The sequence below is a fragment of the Nitrosomonas sp. Is24 genome (assembly GCF_033063335.1).
Lineage (GTDB): Bacteria > Pseudomonadota > Gammaproteobacteria > Burkholderiales > Nitrosomonadaceae > Nitrosomonas.
The window spans coordinates 1,690,675-1,707,771 of record NZ_JAWJZG010000001.1 but is presented as its reverse complement, the minus strand read 5'-3'; the positions used below and the strand labels follow the sequence as shown (position 1 = coordinate 1,707,771).

Annotated in this window: 16 protein-coding genes and 1 other RNA gene; 7 read left to right on the top strand and 10 right to left on the bottom strand. The window is 48.1% G+C overall.

Annotated elements, in window-relative coordinates; translation table 11 throughout:
* Positions 1-28 precede the first annotated feature (28 nt).
* The 4 genes from R2103_RS07760 to R2103_RS07745 all read left to right on the top strand — a co-directional run bounded on the left by R2103_RS07760 (position 29) and on the right by R2103_RS07745 (position 5,703).
* Positions 29-1,219 carry a ribonucleotide-diphosphate reductase subunit beta gene (locus R2103_RS07760; RefSeq protein WP_317530898.1) on the top strand — a complete coding sequence of 397 codons (1,191 nt, stop codon included), beginning with the start codon at positions 29-31 and terminating at the stop codon, positions 1,217-1,219.
* Between the two features lie 73 nt (positions 1,220-1,292).
* Positions 1,293-2,813: a hypothetical protein gene (locus R2103_RS07755; RefSeq protein WP_317530897.1), complete on the top strand. Its 1,521-nt coding sequence runs from the start codon at positions 1,293-1,295 to the stop codon at positions 2,811-2,813.
* A 196-nt stretch (positions 2,814-3,009) separates the two neighbouring features.
* The gene (gene fumC, locus R2103_RS07750; protein ID WP_317530896.1) at positions 3,010-4,395 is read left to right on the top strand and encodes a class II fumarate hydratase; all 1,386 of its coding nucleotides are present in this window, start codon (positions 3,010-3,012) and stop codon (positions 4,393-4,395) included.
* A 6-nt stretch (positions 4,396-4,401) separates the two neighbouring features.
* On the top strand, positions 4,402-5,703 hold the full coding sequence (locus R2103_RS07745; RefSeq protein ID WP_317530895.1) for an MFS transporter: 1,302 nt from the start codon (positions 4,402-4,404) through the stop codon (positions 5,701-5,703).
* A gap of 121 nt (positions 5,704-5,824) precedes the next feature.
* Here the strand turns inward: R2103_RS07745 and R2103_RS07740 are convergent, their stop codons facing one another.
* The 3 genes from R2103_RS07740 to R2103_RS07730 form a co-directional block, all read right to left on the bottom strand.
* On the bottom strand, positions 5,825-5,980 hold the full coding sequence (locus R2103_RS07740) for a hypothetical protein (RefSeq protein ID WP_317530894.1): 156 nt from the start codon (positions 5,978-5,980) through the stop codon (positions 5,825-5,827).
* A gap of 161 nt (positions 5,981-6,141) precedes the next feature.
* Entirely contained in the window at positions 6,142-6,939 is a 798-nt protein-coding gene (locus R2103_RS07735) for a sulfite exporter TauE/SafE family protein (RefSeq protein WP_317530893.1), read from the bottom strand.
* A 32-nt stretch (positions 6,940-6,971) separates the two neighbouring features.
* Positions 6,972-7,427 (bottom strand): EVE domain-containing protein, encoded by a 456-nt coding sequence (locus tag R2103_RS07730; RefSeq protein WP_317530892.1) that lies wholly within the window; start codon positions 7,425-7,427, stop codon positions 6,972-6,974.
* Between the two features lie 160 nt (positions 7,428-7,587).
* On the opposite strand from R2103_RS07730, the gene R2103_RS07725 reads away from it, so the two are divergent.
* Complete coding sequence (locus tag R2103_RS07725; RefSeq protein ID WP_317530891.1) at positions 7,588-8,244, top strand: TlpA family protein disulfide reductase; 657 nt, start codon at positions 7,588-7,590, stop codon at positions 8,242-8,244.
* Positions 8,245-8,276: 32 nt separating this feature from the next.
* Here the strand turns inward: R2103_RS07725 and R2103_RS07720 are convergent, their stop codons facing one another.
* The 7 genes from R2103_RS07720 to smc form a co-directional block, all read right to left on the bottom strand.
* A complete protein-coding gene (locus tag R2103_RS07720) occupies positions 8,277-8,936 on the bottom strand; it encodes an HAD family phosphatase (protein WP_317530890.1) in 660 nt (219 codons plus the stop codon).
* 58 nt (positions 8,937-8,994) lie between these two features.
* Positions 8,995-9,171, bottom strand: a non-coding RNA gene (gene ssrS, locus R2103_RS07715) — 6S RNA.
* A gap of 31 nt (positions 9,172-9,202) precedes the next feature.
* Positions 9,203-9,502 carry a cell division protein ZapA gene (locus R2103_RS07710; RefSeq protein ID WP_317530889.1) on the bottom strand — a complete coding sequence of 100 codons (300 nt, stop codon included), beginning with the start codon at positions 9,500-9,502 and terminating at the stop codon, positions 9,203-9,205.
* A complete protein-coding gene (locus R2103_RS07705) occupies positions 9,495-9,692 on the bottom strand; it encodes a hypothetical protein (protein ID WP_317530888.1) in 198 nt (65 codons plus the stop codon). Before R2103_RS07705 ends, R2103_RS07710 begins: the two co-directional genes overlap by 8 nt.
* 134 nt (positions 9,693-9,826) lie before the next feature.
* Complete coding sequence (locus R2103_RS07700; protein WP_317530887.1) at positions 9,827-10,072, bottom strand: CDGSH iron-sulfur domain-containing protein; 246 nt, start codon at positions 10,070-10,072, stop codon at positions 9,827-9,829.
* Between the two features lie 234 nt (positions 10,073-10,306).
* Complete coding sequence (locus R2103_RS07695; RefSeq protein ID WP_317530886.1) at positions 10,307-11,482, bottom strand: cell division protein ZipA C-terminal FtsZ-binding domain-containing protein; 1,176 nt, start codon at positions 11,480-11,482, stop codon at positions 10,307-10,309.
* Between the two features lie 101 nt (positions 11,483-11,583).
* Positions 11,584-15,123, bottom strand: a complete 3,540-nt coding sequence (gene smc, locus R2103_RS07690; RefSeq protein WP_317530885.1) for a chromosome segregation protein SMC — start codon at positions 15,121-15,123, stop codon at positions 11,584-11,586.
* Positions 15,124-15,219: 96 nt separating this feature from the next.
* On the opposite strand from smc, the gene queF reads away from it, so the two are divergent.
* Together queF and R2103_RS07680 are read left to right on the top strand one after the other, a co-directional pair.
* Positions 15,220-15,639 carry a preQ(1) synthase gene (gene queF / locus R2103_RS07685; protein ID WP_317530884.1) on the top strand — a complete coding sequence of 140 codons (420 nt, stop codon included), beginning with the start codon at positions 15,220-15,222 and terminating at the stop codon, positions 15,637-15,639.
* 155 nt (positions 15,640-15,794) lie between these two features.
* Positions 15,795-17,081: a LysM peptidoglycan-binding domain-containing protein gene (locus tag R2103_RS07680; RefSeq protein ID WP_317530883.1), complete on the top strand. Its 1,287-nt coding sequence runs from the start codon at positions 15,795-15,797 to the stop codon at positions 17,079-17,081.
* The last annotated feature ends 16 nt before the right edge of the window (positions 17,082-17,097 follow it).

The window sequence follows — 17,097 nt, the reverse complement described above, 5'->3', positions numbered from 1 at the left end:
TTCAACAATATAAAAGAAGGAGTTCACCATGCTGACATTTGAAGACGAACCGCAACAACCGCAAACACCACCAGTCGGCGCCATGCCGCGCACCGCCTTGCACGATTTTGAATTGCCGCTGGCAACACCGGCGCGGGATGACCGGGATCACAGCACTGCCAGCCATCAGGTGGATGTGGATTACGTGGCCGGCAGCGCCAACCGCCGCATCTCAGTCGAGGACAAATCAATCATCAACTGCAAAGCGGACGTCAATCAATTGGTGCCGTTCAAGTATAAATGGGCGTGGGATAAATACCTCGGTGCATGCGCCAACCACTGGATGCCGCAGGAAATCAGCATGAGCCGCGATATCGCGCTGTGGAAAGATCCGAACGGCCTGACCGAGGACGAACGCCGTCTGGTCAAGCGCAATCTGGGTTTCTTTGTCACCGCCGATTCGCTGGCGGCGAATAACATCGTGCTCGGCACCTATCGCCATATCACCAACCCGGAATGCCGCCAGTATCTGCTGCGCCAGGCGTTCGAGGAAGCGATTCACACCCATGCGTATCAGTACATCGTCGAATCACTGGGGCTGGACGAAGGCGAGATTTTCAACGCGTACCACGAAGTGCCGTCGATTCGCGACAAGGACGAATTTCTGATTCCGTTCATCGACACGCTGACCAATCCGCACTTCAAGACCGGCACATTGGAAACCGATCAGCAACTGCTCAAAAGCCTGATCGTGTTCGCCTGCATCATGGAAGGGCTGTTTTTCTACGTCGGTTTCACGCAAATTCTGGCGTTGGGGCGGCAAAACAAAATGACCGGCGCGGCCGAGCAATACCAATACATCCTGCGCGACGAATCGATGCATTGTAATTTCGGTATCGACGTGATCAACCAGATCAAAATGGAAAACCCGCAGTTGTGGACCAAAGCGTTCCGCGATGAAATCGGCGCGCTGATGCAAAAAGCCGTGGCGCTGGAATACCGTTACGCCGAAGACACCATGCCGCGCGGCGTGCTCGGCATGAACGCACCGATGTTTAAGGAATACCTGCGCTACATCGCCAACCGCCGCTGCCAGCAAATCGGCCTCGACGCGCTGTACCCGAACGCCAACAATCCGTTCCCGTGGATGTCGGAAATGATCGATTTGAAGAAAGAGAAGAATTTCTTTGAGACACGGGTAACCGAGTATCAAACGGGGGGGGCGTTGAGTTGGGATTGAGGGATGCGGTAGCTGATGCAATCCGGTTTATGGGATTTTTTGTCGTATATTACGTTAGGTTTCTTCGACTCTGATGGCCAAAAATCGCATATTCACTGTCGGTTTTGATCTTCCGGGTGATGAATTCGAGTACGTTGAATTCGATTCGGACACCACTTTGCTGGATGCCGACATCATTCTTTTCGAACCGACTCTAGGGAATGTAATTAGCTACGAGAGCTATAACGGGAAAAACCTGCTCAGCGATCATTCATCTTTCAGTGTCAAGCAAAGACTTGATCATTGGAGATCTGAGATTATCGCAGCCGTCGAAGCCGGGAAACTTGTAATTGTTTATCTTGCGAAACCAAGAGAGTGCTATCGGTATACAGGTCAGAAGCAGCACTCTGGAACGGGGCGTAGCCGCGTGACCACAAACATCGTCACTGAAGTGTCCTCGTATGAAGCAATACCAAATCTCAAGAACGTAACGCCAAAGAGCGGAACCGAAATTCAGATCGATCGGGACGCTAAGTACCTTACCCCTTATTGGACCGAGTTTTCCAGCTTCTCTCCCTACGAAGTTGAAATCGATGGAGAGTTTAAGCACATACTTTTGCGGTCTCGGTCAGGCAATAGAACCTTGGGAGCAACTGTGCGCAACGCGATGGGCACTCTCCTTTTCTTACCGCCCATTCGTTACGATCAGAAAACATTCGTCCGCCATGATAAGAAATCTGAGAAGTCCTACTGGACAACCGAAGCACTTCAATTTGGAAAGCGGCTAGTTGCATCGCTTGGGGCGTTAGCCGGGAATCTCAGACAAACTGGGCAAGCCACGCCGCCGCCGAGTTGGACAGAAGAATCAAAGTTTCGCTTGGCATCTGAAGGTAGATTGGAAACTGAAATATCAGATTGCTCAGCGAGTATCGCTGCACTACAAGCGAAGAAAAAGATTCTTGAGGAAGAACTTCTACATGCCGGAAGCCTGCGTCGCTTGCTTTTCGAACAAGGAAAACCTCTTGAGGCAGCAATTCTGGAAGCTCTTCGCCTTCTGGGTTTTGATGCACAGCCGTTTGCCGACGGTGAGTCAGAATTCGACTGTGTGTTTATAAGCCCCGAAGGGCGATGTCTTGGTGAGGCGGAGGGAAAAGATAATAAGGCAATTAATATCGACAAGTTCAGTCAATTGGAGCGAAACCTTCAGGAGGATTTCTCTCGCGATAACATTGCCGAGTACGCGAAGGGCGCATTGTTTGGCAACGCATTTAGGCTTTCTCTCCCTAATGAGCGTGGTGATTTCTTCACTGAAAAGTGTCTCTCAGCTGCCAAACGTGTAGCAGCGGCATTAGTAAGGACACCTGATCTTTTCGAACCTGCAAAATACTTGCAAGAGAATCCGGGTGACGGTGGATATGCAAAGCAGTGCCGTGACGCTATATTCGAAGCGAATGGAGATATCGTCGCATTCCCCGCGCCTCAGGTCTCGGACACTAGTGTGTTGGAGGTACAGTCACATTCTGAAGAAGGCAAACCTAACATTCAGGTCAACACGGACGCACCACCAGATGACGGTGCGCCGGTTACCTCAGACGTTATGCATCTCAGCTCGTAGGTTGGGGTGAAGTACGAACCCCAACACAACAAAGTCGCCAATCGTTGGGCTTCATTTCATTCAACCCAACCTACGTGTTGTTGCCGTTGAAGATGATGCGGTGCTCGGCGGCAGGATCGCATTTTAGTCAACCGGGCAGCGTTATAATATGTGCAATAAATTTCTTGTAAACCAGTACCTAGTGAGGTAACTATCCATGCAAACCCGTGAAGAACGCGACACCATGGGCGTGGTCGAGGTGCCCGCCGCCGCATTATGGGGCGCGCAAACGCAGCGCTCGTTGCAGAATTTCAAGATTTCCGGCGAGCGTATGCCGGTGGCGCTGATTCATGCGCTGGCTAGGGTCAAGCGCGCTGCCGCCAAGGTCAATCACGATTTGGGGTTGCTCAATGCGGCCAGCGCGGCGGCGATCATCGAGGCGGCCGACGAAGTGACCGCCGGTCATTTCGACGATCAGTTTCCGCTGGTGGTGTGGCAAACCGGTTCCGGCACCCAAACCAACATGAATGTCAACGAGGTGCTGGCGAACCGCGCTTCGGAAATTCTCGGCGGCGGGCGCGGCGCGGATCGCAAAGTGCACCCCAACGACGACGTCAACAAAGGGCAATCGTCCAACGATGTGTTTCCCACCGCGATGCACGTCGCTGCCGTGCAGGAATTGCAGCATCGCTTGATTCCGGCGCTTCAATTATTGCGTGAAACCTTGGCGGCCAAGGCGCAAGCGTTCGAATCCATCGTCAAAATCGGCCGCACGCATTTGCAGGATGCCACGCCGTTGACGCTGGGGCAGGAATTTTCCGGGTATGTGGCGCAACTGGATCACGGGCTGAAGCATGTGCAAGCCGCGTTGCCGCATGTGTGCGAACTGGCGCTGGGCGGCACAGCCGTCGGCACCGGGTTGAATGCGCATCCGGAATTTGCGGTGCGCGTGGCGGCGGAGTTGTCGCGCCTGACCAGCTTGCCGTTCGTTACCGCGCCGAATAAATTCGAGGCGCTGGCGAGTAACGATGCGCTGGTGCACGCGCACGGTGCGCTGAAAACGCTGGCTGCATCGCTGATGAAAATCGCCAACGATATCCGCTGGCTGGCGTCCGGGCCGCGCTGCGGCATCGGCGAATTGCGCATTCCCGAGAACGAGCCGGGCAGCTCGATCATGCCGGGCAAGGTCAACCCGACGCAATCGGAAGCGATGACGATGGTGTGCTGCCAGGTCATGGGCAACGATGTCGCAGTCAACATGGGCGGCGCGCTGGGGAATTTCGAGCTGAACGTGATGAAACCGCTGATCATTCATAATTTCCTGCAAAGCGTGCGCTTGCTGGCCGATGCGATGGTCAGCTTCAACGACCATTGCGCCACCGGCATCGAAGCCAATCGCGAGCGTATCGACGCGCTGATGCACAATTCGCTGATGCTGGTGACTGCATTGAATCCCCATATCGGCTACGACAAAGCCGCCGAGATTGCGAAGAAAGCGCACCGCGAAGGCACGACATTGAAAGCCGCCGCGATTGCGACCGGTTACGTCACAGCAGAGCAGTTCGATGCCTGGGTGGTGCCGGAAAAGATGACCGGCAAATAGCGCCTGATGGCTTCTTCTTCCAATACCTCCGAACCGGTCACGCGGCGCGAACGTTTTGCGTGGTGCATGTACGATTTCGCCAATTCCGGTTTTACCACGGTCATCCTGACCGCCATTTTCAATGCCTACTTTGTCGGCGTGATTGCCGCCGGGCAGGGTAGCGGCGATGCCACGCTGTTGTGGACACTGGCGATGGCGGTGGCGAATGCGCTGGTTTTAATCAGCGCGCCGGTAGTGGGTGCGATTGCCGATTATTCCGGCGCGAAAAAACGCTTTCTGACCGCGACTACCATCGGTTGCGTGGTGTTTACCGCGCTGTTGTATTTCGCCGGGCCGGGCGATATTGCACTGGCGGTTGTGCTGGTTATTCTGGCGACGTTTATGTTTGCCAGCGGCGAGAATCTGATCGCGGCTTTTTTGCCGGAAATCAGCACACCGGAGACGATCGGGCGGCTTTCCGGTTATGGCTGGGCGCTGGGATATTTTGGCGGTTTGTTGACGTTGGCGTTGTGTCTGGCTTATGTCACGTACGCCGAAAAGCAGGGCATCGAAGCCGTGCAGTATGTGCCGGTGACCAATCTGATCGTGGCGGCGTTGTTTGCACTGGCCGCGCTGCCGACGCTGCTGTGGCTGCGCGAGCGCGCCACGGTCACGGAATCGTTCGACAGCAGCCATATCGTGCGGCAAGGGTTTAGCCGTTTGCGCGCCACACTGCGCGAAGCGCGTTTGCACATCGATCTGTTTCGTTTTCTGGCGTCGTTGACGACTTATTACGCCGGGATTTATATCGTCATCGTATTGGCAGCGATCTATGCGCAGGAAGTTATGGGGTTTAAGACGCAGGATACGATCATCCTGATTATGGTGGTGAATGTGACTGCGGCGATCGGTGCCTTTCTGTTTGGCCATTTGCAGGATCGTATCGGCTCACTGCGCTGTATCGCGATTACGCTGGTGATTTGGATTGCGGCGATTGGCTGTGCGTATTTTGCAGTTGATGAGTTTCTATTCTGGGTCGCCGCCAATTTGATCGGTACGGCTTTGGGCGGCGCGCAATCGGCGGGCAGGGCGCTGGTTGGGCAATTTACACCGCCCGGGCGGCAAGGCGAATTCTTTGGTTTATGGGGGCTTGCGACCAAACTGTCCGCGATTATCGGTCCGCTGACGTATGGTGCAATGGTTTATTTGTTTGCCGGAGATCACCGCATTGCGTTACTCAGCACGTTGGCGTTTTTTGTTCTCGGCCTTGCGATGCTCGCAACCGTCGATGAGCAAAGAGGGCGTGAAGCGGCCAATATCGAGTACTAAAGGAATTTATGGGGTAGTTCGGGGGATTTTTTGAAGGCTCCTGTAGGAGCAATGTCGATCCTACAGGGTATTACTCAACAACAATAAACAGTGAAACGGATGAATAGTTAAAAATTAACTATTATTTACCTGGAAGTTCGTTACGGCCTTCCGCTGGTTTACCTTCATGAGTGGTGCCATAGTTATCTGAACTTGCGCTTTCTGGCGCTGTAGGTTTTCCACATGCCACTAACGATAATGCTAAAAGTGTTACAACAAAAAGTGCTGAAAATTTCATTTGTAGCTTTTCCCTAAAGTTAATAAATACAACTCTTACTTTTTTGTCACAACAAAACTATACCACGTTACGAAGAATAGTCACTGATAAATTGCGATTTGGCGCACTTAAATACCCGCTGGATCGTTTTGAGTTTGAAATTGGCTTGTTGCCAGCCGGATTTATAGGATAGTAATTAACATTCTGATACCCAAGCCATAGAGCAAAATAACAAAGATTGTTCTGAGCGTGGCGGTTTTGGTGGAATGCGTGAGTTTTGCTCCGAGCGGCGCTGTCAGCATGCTGGCCGACACCAGCCAGGCTAATGCGGGTAAATAAACATAGCCTAAGCTGAAATCGGGCAGCGTTTCCGATTGTAAGAAACCATTCACGATATAACCGGCCGTGCCGGCCAAGGCAATAGGAAAACCGATGGCAGCGGCGGTGCCGATAGCGTGTTGCAGTTTGACGTTGCATAGCGTCAGGAATGGCACGGACAACAATCCGCCGCCGATTGCAACCAAGCTGGATAGGGCGCCGATGACATTACCGGCGAGAAACAGGCCGAATCTCCCCGGGAGTTGAAATAGGGGGCTGGGGCGGAATTGCAGCAGCATTTGCGTGGCGGCGTAAAAAATGAAAACGACAAAAATAACGCTCAGCAGTTGACCTGTCATTGACCCGGCCAGGGTCGCGCCGCCAAAAGTACCGAGAAAAATACCCGGGGTAATATGCTTTACGATGGGCCAGTTTACGGCGCCATGCTGGTGGTGTGTGCGTAAGCTAACGGCGGAGGTGAAAATGATGGTGGCCATCGTGGTGCCCAGCGCAAAATGGATGATGCGGTCGGCGGGAAAGTCCTGCGCAGTGAACAGTGAGATGAGCACGGGAACGATAATCAGGCCGCCGCCAATGCCGAGTAGCCCGGCAAAGAATCCCACAAATGCTCCGGTTAACAGATAAATCAACCACCATTCCATAATGTAAGCCTGATAAAAATAATTGGATTGTGCTACAGATACTGCAAGATAAATTGCCACTCGGATGGATCGACCGGTGTGATCGATAAACGGTTACCCGTTTGCAACACGCGCATTCTGCTTAGTTGCGGATATTGCCTTAATTCCCTGATCGGGATCAGACGCGTTCTGTGCAATAGCATGATGTCGACATTAAACCAGCGCGGATTGTCTTGCGTTGCTTTAGGATCGAAATACTTGCTGGCCGGATTAAATTGCGTGGCATCCGGATACGCCGGTTTGCTGACAACCGCTATGCCCATGATACCGGGGTCTTTGCAGCAGGAGTGATAGAAAAACACTTGATCGCCCACCGCCATCTGGTTGCGCATGAAATTGCGCGACTGATAATTACGCACGCCTTCCCAGGCTATCGTTTGATCCGGCCGTGCGGCAAAATCATCGATACTGAATTCATCCGGTTCAGATTTCATTAACCAGAAGCGCATTTTTTATATGAGGGGCGATTTTTACAGACAGCTTTGTCATCAGCGGCTCATTATAATGGATGACTTTCCGCCAGTTTTATTTTTGATGAAAATTCTGCACGCTAGCGGCCAGCTTCTGTAGTATATTCCAAAACTTTTCTGCGTTCTGACGACTTACACTATGAATAATCACACACTTTCTGATATTGCGGTGGATACCTGGGTACAAGGCGGTCCACTTTTGCTTAACGAACTGACCGGTTCGGTGGTCTTAATCGAAGTTTTTCAGGTCAATTGCCCGGGTTGTTTTATTTACTCGCTACCCCGAGCGGTTGATTTGCATGAGCGGTATCACGCGCAGGGTTTGACTGTGATCGGCTTGGCCACTGCATTTGAAGATTACGATAAGAATACGCTAGAGAATTTACAAAAGTTAATTGCGACCGGTGAAGTGATCGGTGAAACCTATAAGGCGCTCAATCAATACGGTTTATTATCGGACGGTAAGTTGACGTGGAAAATACCGTTTGCGGTGGGTATGGATCGGGTTGTGGCGGAAACCGAACCGGTGACCGATGAACGCGTGCTGCATTATGCACAAAATTTTTTACCCGATTTCGACAAGTTCAGCGATGAGCAGAAGAAAACCGTGTTGCAGCAAGTCAACCATTATATGACGCAGAAATCGATGCGCGCGGAAACTTTCGAGCGCTTTGCGTTGCAAGGAACGCCATCGTGCATTTTGTTCGACCGTAAAGGTGAATTAAAGGATGTGTCGTTCGGGCAAATAGACTATAAACAGGCGATGGTCGAGCATTTTCTGGCAGAGAAAATTTAGTTTCATGAAAGGTTTTGCCACGATGTTCTTGTTTAACCGGCAGCTAGCGTTTTTTGAAGCCAAGCCTCGAATGCCTTATGATGATTCAGATCATATTGCCAGCAGAGGAATCCCATTTGCTGGCCGGCCGCGATATTTTGCGGCTGATCGTCAATATAAATTGTCTCGGCTGGATCCAGCCGGTATGTGTTGATCGCATAGTGATAAATGGCCAATTCCGGTTTCAGAATACCGGCTTCAAATGACAATATTCTGTGTTCAAAGAGAGCGAACTCAGGGTAGGCGGTAAATATCCACGGACAATGAATCGCATTGATATTTGAAATCAGAATCAAATTGTGGTTATCAGCGGCCAGTTGACGGACACAATGCCACATGGATGCATTGGGAGTGAAGATTTGTTGCCAGGCCTGGTAAAACTGCTCCCGGGTTGCATCACTCCCCAAGACGCTCAACGCCCAATCTGCAAAACCGGCAGGATCGATTTGTCCGCTTTCCAATGCGTCTTTGCGGTGCAGCACCGAGTGAATCCGTTCGTGCGCGTCATCGGTTCCTGATGGAATCAGCCGCGCCAGCGACGATTCAAAATCAAAATCCAGCAATACGCGGCCGATATCGAATAAGAATGTTTTCGTGCGGAAGGGAGGATTTCTGCTGCTTTGCTGCATCAATGGAATTGCGTGTGTAGTCATCGCGGGAAGAAAAAACTAAAAAGGACAAGAGATGTTTGAAATATCTCTTGTCCTGCAATAGCTCCCCACATATGCCGTCAGACCGTCATCTTGAACCATAGGGTCCAAGGTGGTTGCTTCATGGATACATCAGGAACATCCCGAAAGGACGCGCACAACAGTATCACTGTAATCCACAACCATTTTCTAAAAATGGTTCAAAGAATATAAGTCTAAACGAACACCGCAGGGATTAACCTTATTTACAACTGTAACTCTTCACTATGCTAACTTTCTTTATCGGTCAGAACTTCATCTACTTTCTTTCTTAATGAAACAATTCTACGCCGAAATTCATCGATGTCAAAACCAGTTCCATTACGCAACATCAGCAGTTCATGCGCAATCTGCAACGCTGCGATAAGTGCGATGCGATCAGAGTCAACAATCTTTCCTTCTGCTCTGATTTCTTGAATTTTTTTATCAAGATAAGCTGCGGCAAGCAGAATTTCCTCACGCTCTTCATCGGGGCAGGCAATACAAAAATCCCGTCCCATGATGTTGAGGTTTAGCGGTTCATTATTCATTATCGGGTATGTTTAACAAAAGTGTTTCAAGCCGATCCGCCGTGACATGTATTTTCTCATTTAATTTCTCGCAATGCGCATGTGAGTCCGCAAGTTCTTCGCGCAGTTTTTTATTTTCAGTGCTGGTATCTTGATACAAGCGTAAAAGTAGAAAAACTTTATTTTCTAAGGATTTCAGTTCTGTTTCCATGGGGCACTAATTTATGAACTATTAAAAGGGTTAATGGGTAACCAAATCTACAATTCTTATGCTGTGCCCGGGTATTCACTGAAATATTATTATTTTTGTTGTTGTTTTTTTATAGAGACTTTATTTACCGGTACTTATAGTTTGCGATGTGTGCCATCACAAAAAGGAGCATTACCGGTTTTTTTGCAGGTACATAACCATGCAGTTTTATCTTCGCTCACACTAAATTTTTGGGGTGTAAATTCTGTATTTTTATGCGAACCGTCGCAAAAAGGCTGGGATTTGCTGCGGCCGCACGTACACCAATAATAATCTTTTCCGGATTCCAGTTTGACTTCGATTGGTGAAAAAGGTTGGTTTGTGTTCGAGGTATTATCCATTTTATCTTTTTATCAATAAGTTATTTAATAATTGTCTGGTAGTGATTCTAGGTATTCAGTAGGTCTTATCACTAAATTATAATATTTATCATTATTATAGCTATCATTCTACAATTATCGCTGAACTATATCGGCTAACTATCTATTGTTAATGCTATTTATTGAAACAATTGACAGTTGTCCTAGCGATTACGGATGCTCACAGATTTAACTTTAATTTTTTATTAAAAATATTTATACAAATAACCGCAAAGCGCTCGGACTGCCAGCGTTGATATGATTCTTTTTCATTGCGGTTTGTATTTCGATGAGCTGTTGCTTGCTTCTTTGAATCCCACTGTCACTCAGCGGGACACGGTTATCGTCAACCATGATTCCGCCCAGTGTATTAGAGAAAATCTTCGCTAGATGCGTCATCTGATCGAATACTCTTTCTCCTTGCGCGACTCTGGGTACATCCAATAAGAAAGTAACGCCATGCGTTGTTAACGATTTCATGTTTTCTGGCAAGAACGGAGGAGATTCATAATTGCTCAATATGAACAATACGTTATTACTCTCATCGCGATACTTGAATAATCCCTCCGATTCCAGTTTAAATCCGGAAGCTTCGGCCAACGCGCGAATCTTGGTGCCGACAAACGCGCCGTTGTCCTTGCTGATGATGTTAATGCCGATCATGACATCCACATCGGCGCAGAATTTGTCCAGTTGAACAGCTTTTTCGTGTGCACTGACGATATCCGGGCATTCTGCTGTGGCATGAACTTGCGCTGCGAAATCTTGCACCAGATCGCGGAATTTGGATAAATTGACTTCGCTGATCGGCCCCGCTCTATCGGCAAGCTGCAAGCAGCCTTTTAAATGGCTGTAACCGTCGCTATCGACATTGGATTCATTGGTAATCTCCTCCCATGGTTCATTTTTATCTTGTTGGCCGAGCCAGTATACCGTTTTGCCGAAATCGAATTTCCGTTGCAGTAACTTCGCGATATGGGTATTGGGGATAACGGACTCGGAGCGGATATTGACGATGTAATTTGAATTGCCGTCGTAATCCAATAGCGGCGAAGCGGCCGACGAAGGTGTGGCTGTGGCAGTGCTGATAGGGATATTGATTGCAGCTGGAGCAGGCGGTGCTACCTGCGGTCTTTTCGGTTCACTCGCGGGCGCATCGATTGGCGCAAAAGTATCAAACGGAATATCCGCCGGGACTTTATTGAATTTTGGCTCAATACGCTGAAACGGCTCATCGGAATTCTGTTCATCGAGCAGAATGTCATCGTGGTTATGATCGAACGCAGCTTGAATTTTCCGCCGGTAACGCAGTTGTTGCCACCAGTTGAAGACAACGACACCGGCAATAACGATGATGCCGATGATGATCAAGCTTATCTGCAAGTCACTCATACTCAATATCTCCATATTATTTCCCTGCTATTTCGCACAATTGCCGTTACGTGTAGTATTAAAATTAAATTATGTCAGCTTTATGGGATTAATCACAGTCATTAGATAGCAGGCTGTTTTTCGCGTTTGCCCATTTGTACCGCCGCAGCAAGGTCGACAGCTACTATCCTTGATACCCCTTGTTCTTGCATTGTAACTCCAATTAATCGCTGCGCCATTTCCATCGTGATTTTATTATGGCTAATGAATAGAAATTGCGTTTGTTTTGCCATGGTTTTCACCAGTTCGCAGAAACGGCTGGTGTTGCTGTCGTCCAGCGGAGCATCCACCTCATCCAACAAGCAGAAAGGCGCCGGATTGAGCCGGAATAGGGAGAAAATCAATGCCAAAGCCGTCAATGCTTTTTCTCCGCCGGATAATAATTGGATCGAGCTATTTTTTTTCCCCGGTGGTTGCGCGGTCAGCAATAAGCCGGCATCTAAATTTTTATCATCACAGAATTCGAGCCGGGCTTGCCCACCGGCGAATATAACCGGAAAAATCTCGCTTAAATAGGTATTTACTTGAGTGAATGTGTCTTGCAAACGTAATTCGGTTTCGCGGTCAATTTGCTGGATAGCGCTTTCCAAAGTTGCAATGGCTGCATTCAAATCCTGTAATTGCATCAGCAAACTGGATTCTCTGCTCCGGCCATTCTCGAGCTCCTCCAATGCGGCAAGATTCACGGCTCCCAGCGCAGCAATTTCCGCATTTAGTTTTTCGATCTCAGAATGCAGCCCGGTAACACTTTTTTTGGCAATTAAAGGTAATAACAATCCGGTATCAACATGAGCGTCTTGGATCAATTCATCAAATTGGCCCATGGCGATACTCGCCGCTTGTTCCTTGAGCCGGGCTTGATTCATGGCTTCGCGCAGCGCATGCGATTTTTGCTCCGATGCCATCCGGGCTTCTTCGATGCGCCGTAAATGGTTGATGGTATCCTCAACGGCTTGCCGTGCTTGCAATGCGGTTTGTTCAATCGATTTGCGCTGTGTGCGGGCGGCGTCTAAGCGGCCGGTGAGTGGAGCAACATTCAGCGCATCCATTTCGCTGAGCAAGTTAGCTTGGTTTTGCGTTAAATGTTGCAGTTCTTCATCCAGCAACTGGATGCTCGACTCGATTTCCATGATTTTGTTCTGGCAAGTTTGCGCCTGAAACGCTGCTTCTTGCATCGCGCGGGTCGATTGCTGGATGTTTTGCCGCTGCCATGCAAGTTGCTGATTGGCCGTTTCCCAGGCGAGCTGTGCTTGTTGCGTTTGCTCCTTGAGCGCGGCAATTTTTTGCTGATTTTCCTGCAAATTGATGGTTGCGGATTTTTGCAGCGCGTACTCGTGTTCCAAGGCTTGCCCGATTTCCATCAACTCAGCATTGATCTGGTTATGACGGTGCGTTGCGCGTTCGCTGGCTTGTGACAATTTGACCGCATCCAGCTGTAATGCATGCCGCTGCTGCTGCAATTGCTTACTGTTTTTATCAATCGTTTGAATGGCATTGTTCAGTTCGGCGGACTGCTGCTCGGTTTTGGCCAGCAGATCGCGTTGCATGCGCAGGGCGGGTTCGAGCTGATCGATTTCTTTTTGTATTTGAATGAGCTCTTGCTGTCTTGATAAAACCCCATGCAATTGCGAATCGGGTGCATAAAAAGTGATACTGGTGCGGGTCAGGATGTGCCCCTGGCGGGTAACGAGCAGATCGCCGGAGCTCAGAGAATTCCTGTTGCTGAGACCTTCTTGAATATCGCCGGCGATATATACATTTTTTAACCAATGGTCCAGTACAGATTGGATTTCAGGCTGATTGACCGTGATGCAGGAGAGTAATTTTTGACCTGTGTGGTTGTGAGTGTCATTGGACGATAAATCACCGGCGATGGCGGATTTTTCATGCAGCGACCATTTCCCCTGCGGCACGCCGTCGATCCAATCGAGGATACTATCCAGCTGCTCAATCTCAATACTGTTAAGCCGTTCGCGCAGAATCGCTTCCAATGCGTTTTCCCACTCCGGCGCTATGCTGATTTTCTGCCATAAACGCGGCAGCGTATCCAGCTGCCGTTGATGAAGCCAAGCGATTAAGCTTTGGTTGTTTTCCAGTTTCTGCTGCAGATTTTGCAATGCCGTATAACGGGCCGATGCTTGCGACAATGTCTGCTGCAGTTCTTGAATTGTTCTGACAATATGCTGTTTAGATTGGGTTATTGCCGAAAATTGTGTTTCGATTTTCTGATGCTTCAGTTGTTCTTCTTTTAGTCTATTTTCAGTGTCATCGATCTGATGCTGCAATTGCGTCAATTGGTTAGGATCAATGAGCACAAATTCGCTTTGCTCTTGCAATAGGCGGGTATGGCGCGCTTCAAGCTGCTGAATATTTTTTGCCGCATGAACGAGTTGATTGTCTTCCAGGCGGCTGGTTTGTTCGACGAGCAGTAAATCCTGCCGGAGCTGGTTTAATTTTTCCTGACAGGCATGAAAATTTGCCTCAATGGCCGGGAGTTTGCCGTTTTCTTCATGACATTTTTGAATGCTATCTTGTTGCGCTGATTCAATTTTTATTTTTTCCTGCTGCCAATGCGCCAGATTTTCCAGTTTGCTAGATTTCAACTGATTATTTTTTTGCAGTTGATTTTCAACTTGTTGCGTTTGTTGCAGCAGGCGATCATGCGTGCTGTTTAGATGATTGATTTCTTGCGTCAAACGTCCAATTTCGGCATCAGCCGTATACAATTGCCCCTGTGCCTGGAGCAATTGGTCGTTAACAGCATGTTCTTGGGCGCGTGCTGTTTCATAGTCTTTTTCCGCTTGCTGCTGACTTGCAAGTACAGTTTCCAATTCGGCTGCCAGCTTCTGAATGTCTTGTTCCGCACGCTGCTGCTGTTTTTGCGCCTCGGTTCTACGCAACAGCCATAGCAGGGATTGTGAGTGGTGCAGATTTTCCTGCAATTGTTTGTATTGTTGCGCGATTTTTGCTTGTACTTCCAGATGCTGCAGCTGTGCACCTAATTCCTGGCAAATATCTTCCAAGCGGGTAAGATTTTTTCTCGATTCAGCAAGCCGGGTGGACGTTTCGTGCCTTCTTTCACGATACTGGGAAATTCCTGCGGCCTCTTCGAGGAAGTTTCTTAATTCCTGTGGCTTGGCTTCAATAATGCGGGAAATCATGCCCTGTTCGATAATGGCATAACCCCGGCCTCCGACACCCGTTCCCAGAAAGAGATCGGCAATATCCCGGCGCCGCACGGGCAGATTATTGATGTAATAACTTGAATTGCCATCGCGTTGAATGACACGTTTGATGGCGATCTCGGCGTAGCTGGACCATTGTCCGGTAATTTTATTGAGGTGGTTGTCAAAGACGATTTCCACACTGGCGCGGCCAACCGCTTTGCGGTTATCCGACCCAGAAAAAATGACATCCTGCATCGAATCGCCCCGCAAAGCGGACGCTTTCGATTCTCCCAGCACCCATCTTACGGCGTCGATGATGTTCGACTTACCGCAACCATTAGGGCCGACGATACCAACCAGATCTTGCGAAACGGGAACTACAGTGGGATCGATGAATGATTTGAAGCCGGCGAGCTTGATATGAGCTAGGCGCAATTTTTTGTTTATTGGGTAAGGCAGTTATAATAAATAAAGCGCATGACACATTTTATCACTGTAACCGAATTAATTTAACTACGAGCATGAAGAAGAATGACCAGCAAACCTGAAAAAACACTTGAGACCTTCGCGAATCCGTTTACCAGCAGGGATTACCATATTCATATGGAGATTCCTGAATTCACCTGTTTGTGCCCGAAAACGGGACAACCCGATTTCGCCACTTTAATTTTGGATTATATTCCAGACAAAAAATGCGTCGAGCTTAAAAGCTTGAAACTCTATATCTGGTCGTACCGGAATGAAGGGGTGTTTCATGAAGCCGTAACGAATAAAATTCTCGACGATCTCGTCGCTGTTTTAAAGCCTCGCTATATCCGGCTAACTGCACGTTTCTATGTGCGCGGCGGTATTTTTACCAATGTTATCGTCGATCACCGGAAAAAAGGATGGCAACCAAAACCGGTAGTTTTACTGCAAGAATTCAATAGTCAGTCGAATATTCGCGAATGATTCTTAATAATTATCTTGAAGATAGTTGTATAATATTATGATTTTTAAATTTATTTGTTAAATTTGCACTCTCTTTTTTGTAAAAAATAGTTTGCAAATGCGAAAAATTTATATATCCTGTTAGTCGATATGGATATAGAAAATAATATATGTAAATGATTTTAAAAAGAAATAGCCTTGTTTTACTGATATCGTTAGTACTTGGATTTTGTTCATTTATAACACTGAATGCATTTGCGGACACATTAGTACAAGATAAGATTCAGTATCATGCAAATCTCTGGAGTCGTATACAAAACGGTTTTGCGTTGGCACCGCCGCCCGATAGTAAAGCAATTCGTAAAATAGGCGCCTCCTATACACAGAATCCAGAGTTATTTAACCGCATTATTGCCAATAGTGAGCGGTATCTCTTTTATATTGTGGAGGAGGTTGAGCGCCGTGGCATGCCGATGGAAATCGCACTGATGCCGGTCATCGAAAGCGCTTACAATCCACTGATAAAATCCAATAGTCAAACGGCGGGTTTGTGGCAATTTCAGCCCGAAACGGGGAAAATCCTAGGGTTAGCCCAAAATGTATGGCACGATGACCGTCGTGACATTATAGCTTCTACCCGAGCTGCACTGGATTATTTGCAGTATCTCCATGCGAAATTTGATAACTGGAAACTGGCCATCGCGGCTTACAATTTGGGCGAAGGTGTAGTTAGCAAGGTATTATCCAGAAGTCTTCATAAGGGCAGGTCGAGCAATTTTTATGATTTGAATCTGCCCAGCGATGCCAAGCACTATGTTTATAAGCTATTGGCGGTTAAAGATATCATAGTCAGTAGTAAGAAATATGGTATACAAATCCGGCCGATAGAGAATCGACCGTATTTTGATGAAATCAAAATACATGAACACATCGACATCCCTCTCGTTACCCGCCTTGCCAATATTTCCGAAGCTGAATTCAATGCATTAAATCCTGCCTACAATCGTTATGTTATCAAGGTGATGGATGAACCTCGCACGTTGTTATTGCCTAAAAGGAATAAAGATATTTTTTTGAAGAATCTTGAGACATATCAAGATCCTAGAGTATCTTGGCAAATTTATCATGTGAAGAAAGGGGAAAGTATCAATGAAATCGCAGCGCGCCATCAGACTACAGTGAAGCAATTGCAGGCAATTAACGGTATTGCGCGCAGCAAAAATCTTACCCTCGGACAAAAAATATTGGTACCACAGATTGTGTCAGAGAATTATAGCGATGCTGCCTCACTGAAGAAGAAACAGCTGCAGAATTATCAATCGAATGTTTATGTGGTGAAAAAAGGCGATACCTTATATGAAATCGCCAAGCGTTACGGTACGACCGTCAATCAGATCAAGCTTTGGAATAACAGTGATGAGAACTTGTCCATTGGTCAGAAGCTCATGATTGTAAGAAGTTAGGCGCTATCCCTGATTT

Bases quoted from the DNA above. Each gene is read 5' to 3' on its own strand.
- R2103_RS07700 (WP_317530887.1), bottom strand. From the start codon at position 10,072: ATGGATAATACCTCGAACACAAACCAACCTTTTTCACCAATCGAAGTC.
- R2103_RS07740 (WP_317530894.1), bottom strand. From the start codon at position 5,980: ATGAAATTTTCAGCACTTTTTGTTGTAACACTTTTAGCATTATCGTTA.
- R2103_RS07680 (WP_317530883.1), top strand. From the start codon at position 15,795: ATGATTTTAAAAAGAAATAGCCTTGTTTTACTGATATCGTTAGTACTT.
- R2103_RS07725 (WP_317530891.1), top strand. From the start codon at position 7,588: ATGAATAATCACACACTTTCTGATATTGCGGTGGATACCTGGGTACAA.
- R2103_RS07755 (WP_317530897.1), top strand. From the start codon at position 1,293: ATGGCCAAAAATCGCATATTCACTGTCGGTTTTGATCTTCCGGGTGAT.
- R2103_RS07745 (WP_317530895.1), top strand. From the start codon at position 4,402: ATGGCTTCTTCTTCCAATACCTCCGAACCGGTCACGCGGCGCGAACGT.
- R2103_RS07710 (WP_317530889.1), bottom strand. From the start codon at position 9,502: ATGAATAATGAACCGCTAAACCTCAACATCATGGGACGGGATTTTTGT.
- R2103_RS07705 (WP_317530888.1), bottom strand. From the start codon at position 9,692: ATGGAAACAGAACTGAAATCCTTAGAAAATAAAGTTTTTCTACTTTTA.
- R2103_RS07760 (WP_317530898.1), top strand. From the start codon at position 29: ATGCTGACATTTGAAGACGAACCGCAACAACCGCAAACACCACCAGTC.
- queF (WP_317530884.1), top strand. From the start codon at position 15,220: ATGACCAGCAAACCTGAAAAAACACTTGAGACCTTCGCGAATCCGTTT.
- R2103_RS07720 (WP_317530890.1), bottom strand. From the start codon at position 8,936: ATGACTACACACGCAATTCCATTGATGCAGCAAAGCAGCAGAAATCCT.
- fumC (WP_317530896.1), top strand. From the start codon at position 3,010: ATGCAAACCCGTGAAGAACGCGACACCATGGGCGTGGTCGAGGTGCCC.
- R2103_RS07695 (WP_317530886.1), bottom strand. From the start codon at position 11,482: ATGAGTGACTTGCAGATAAGCTTGATCATCATCGGCATCATCGTTATT.
- R2103_RS07735 (WP_317530893.1), bottom strand. From the start codon at position 6,939: ATGGAATGGTGGTTGATTTATCTGTTAACCGGAGCATTTGTGGGATTC.
- R2103_RS07730 (WP_317530892.1), bottom strand. From the start codon at position 7,427: ATGCGCTTCTGGTTAATGAAATCTGAACCGGATGAATTCAGTATCGAT.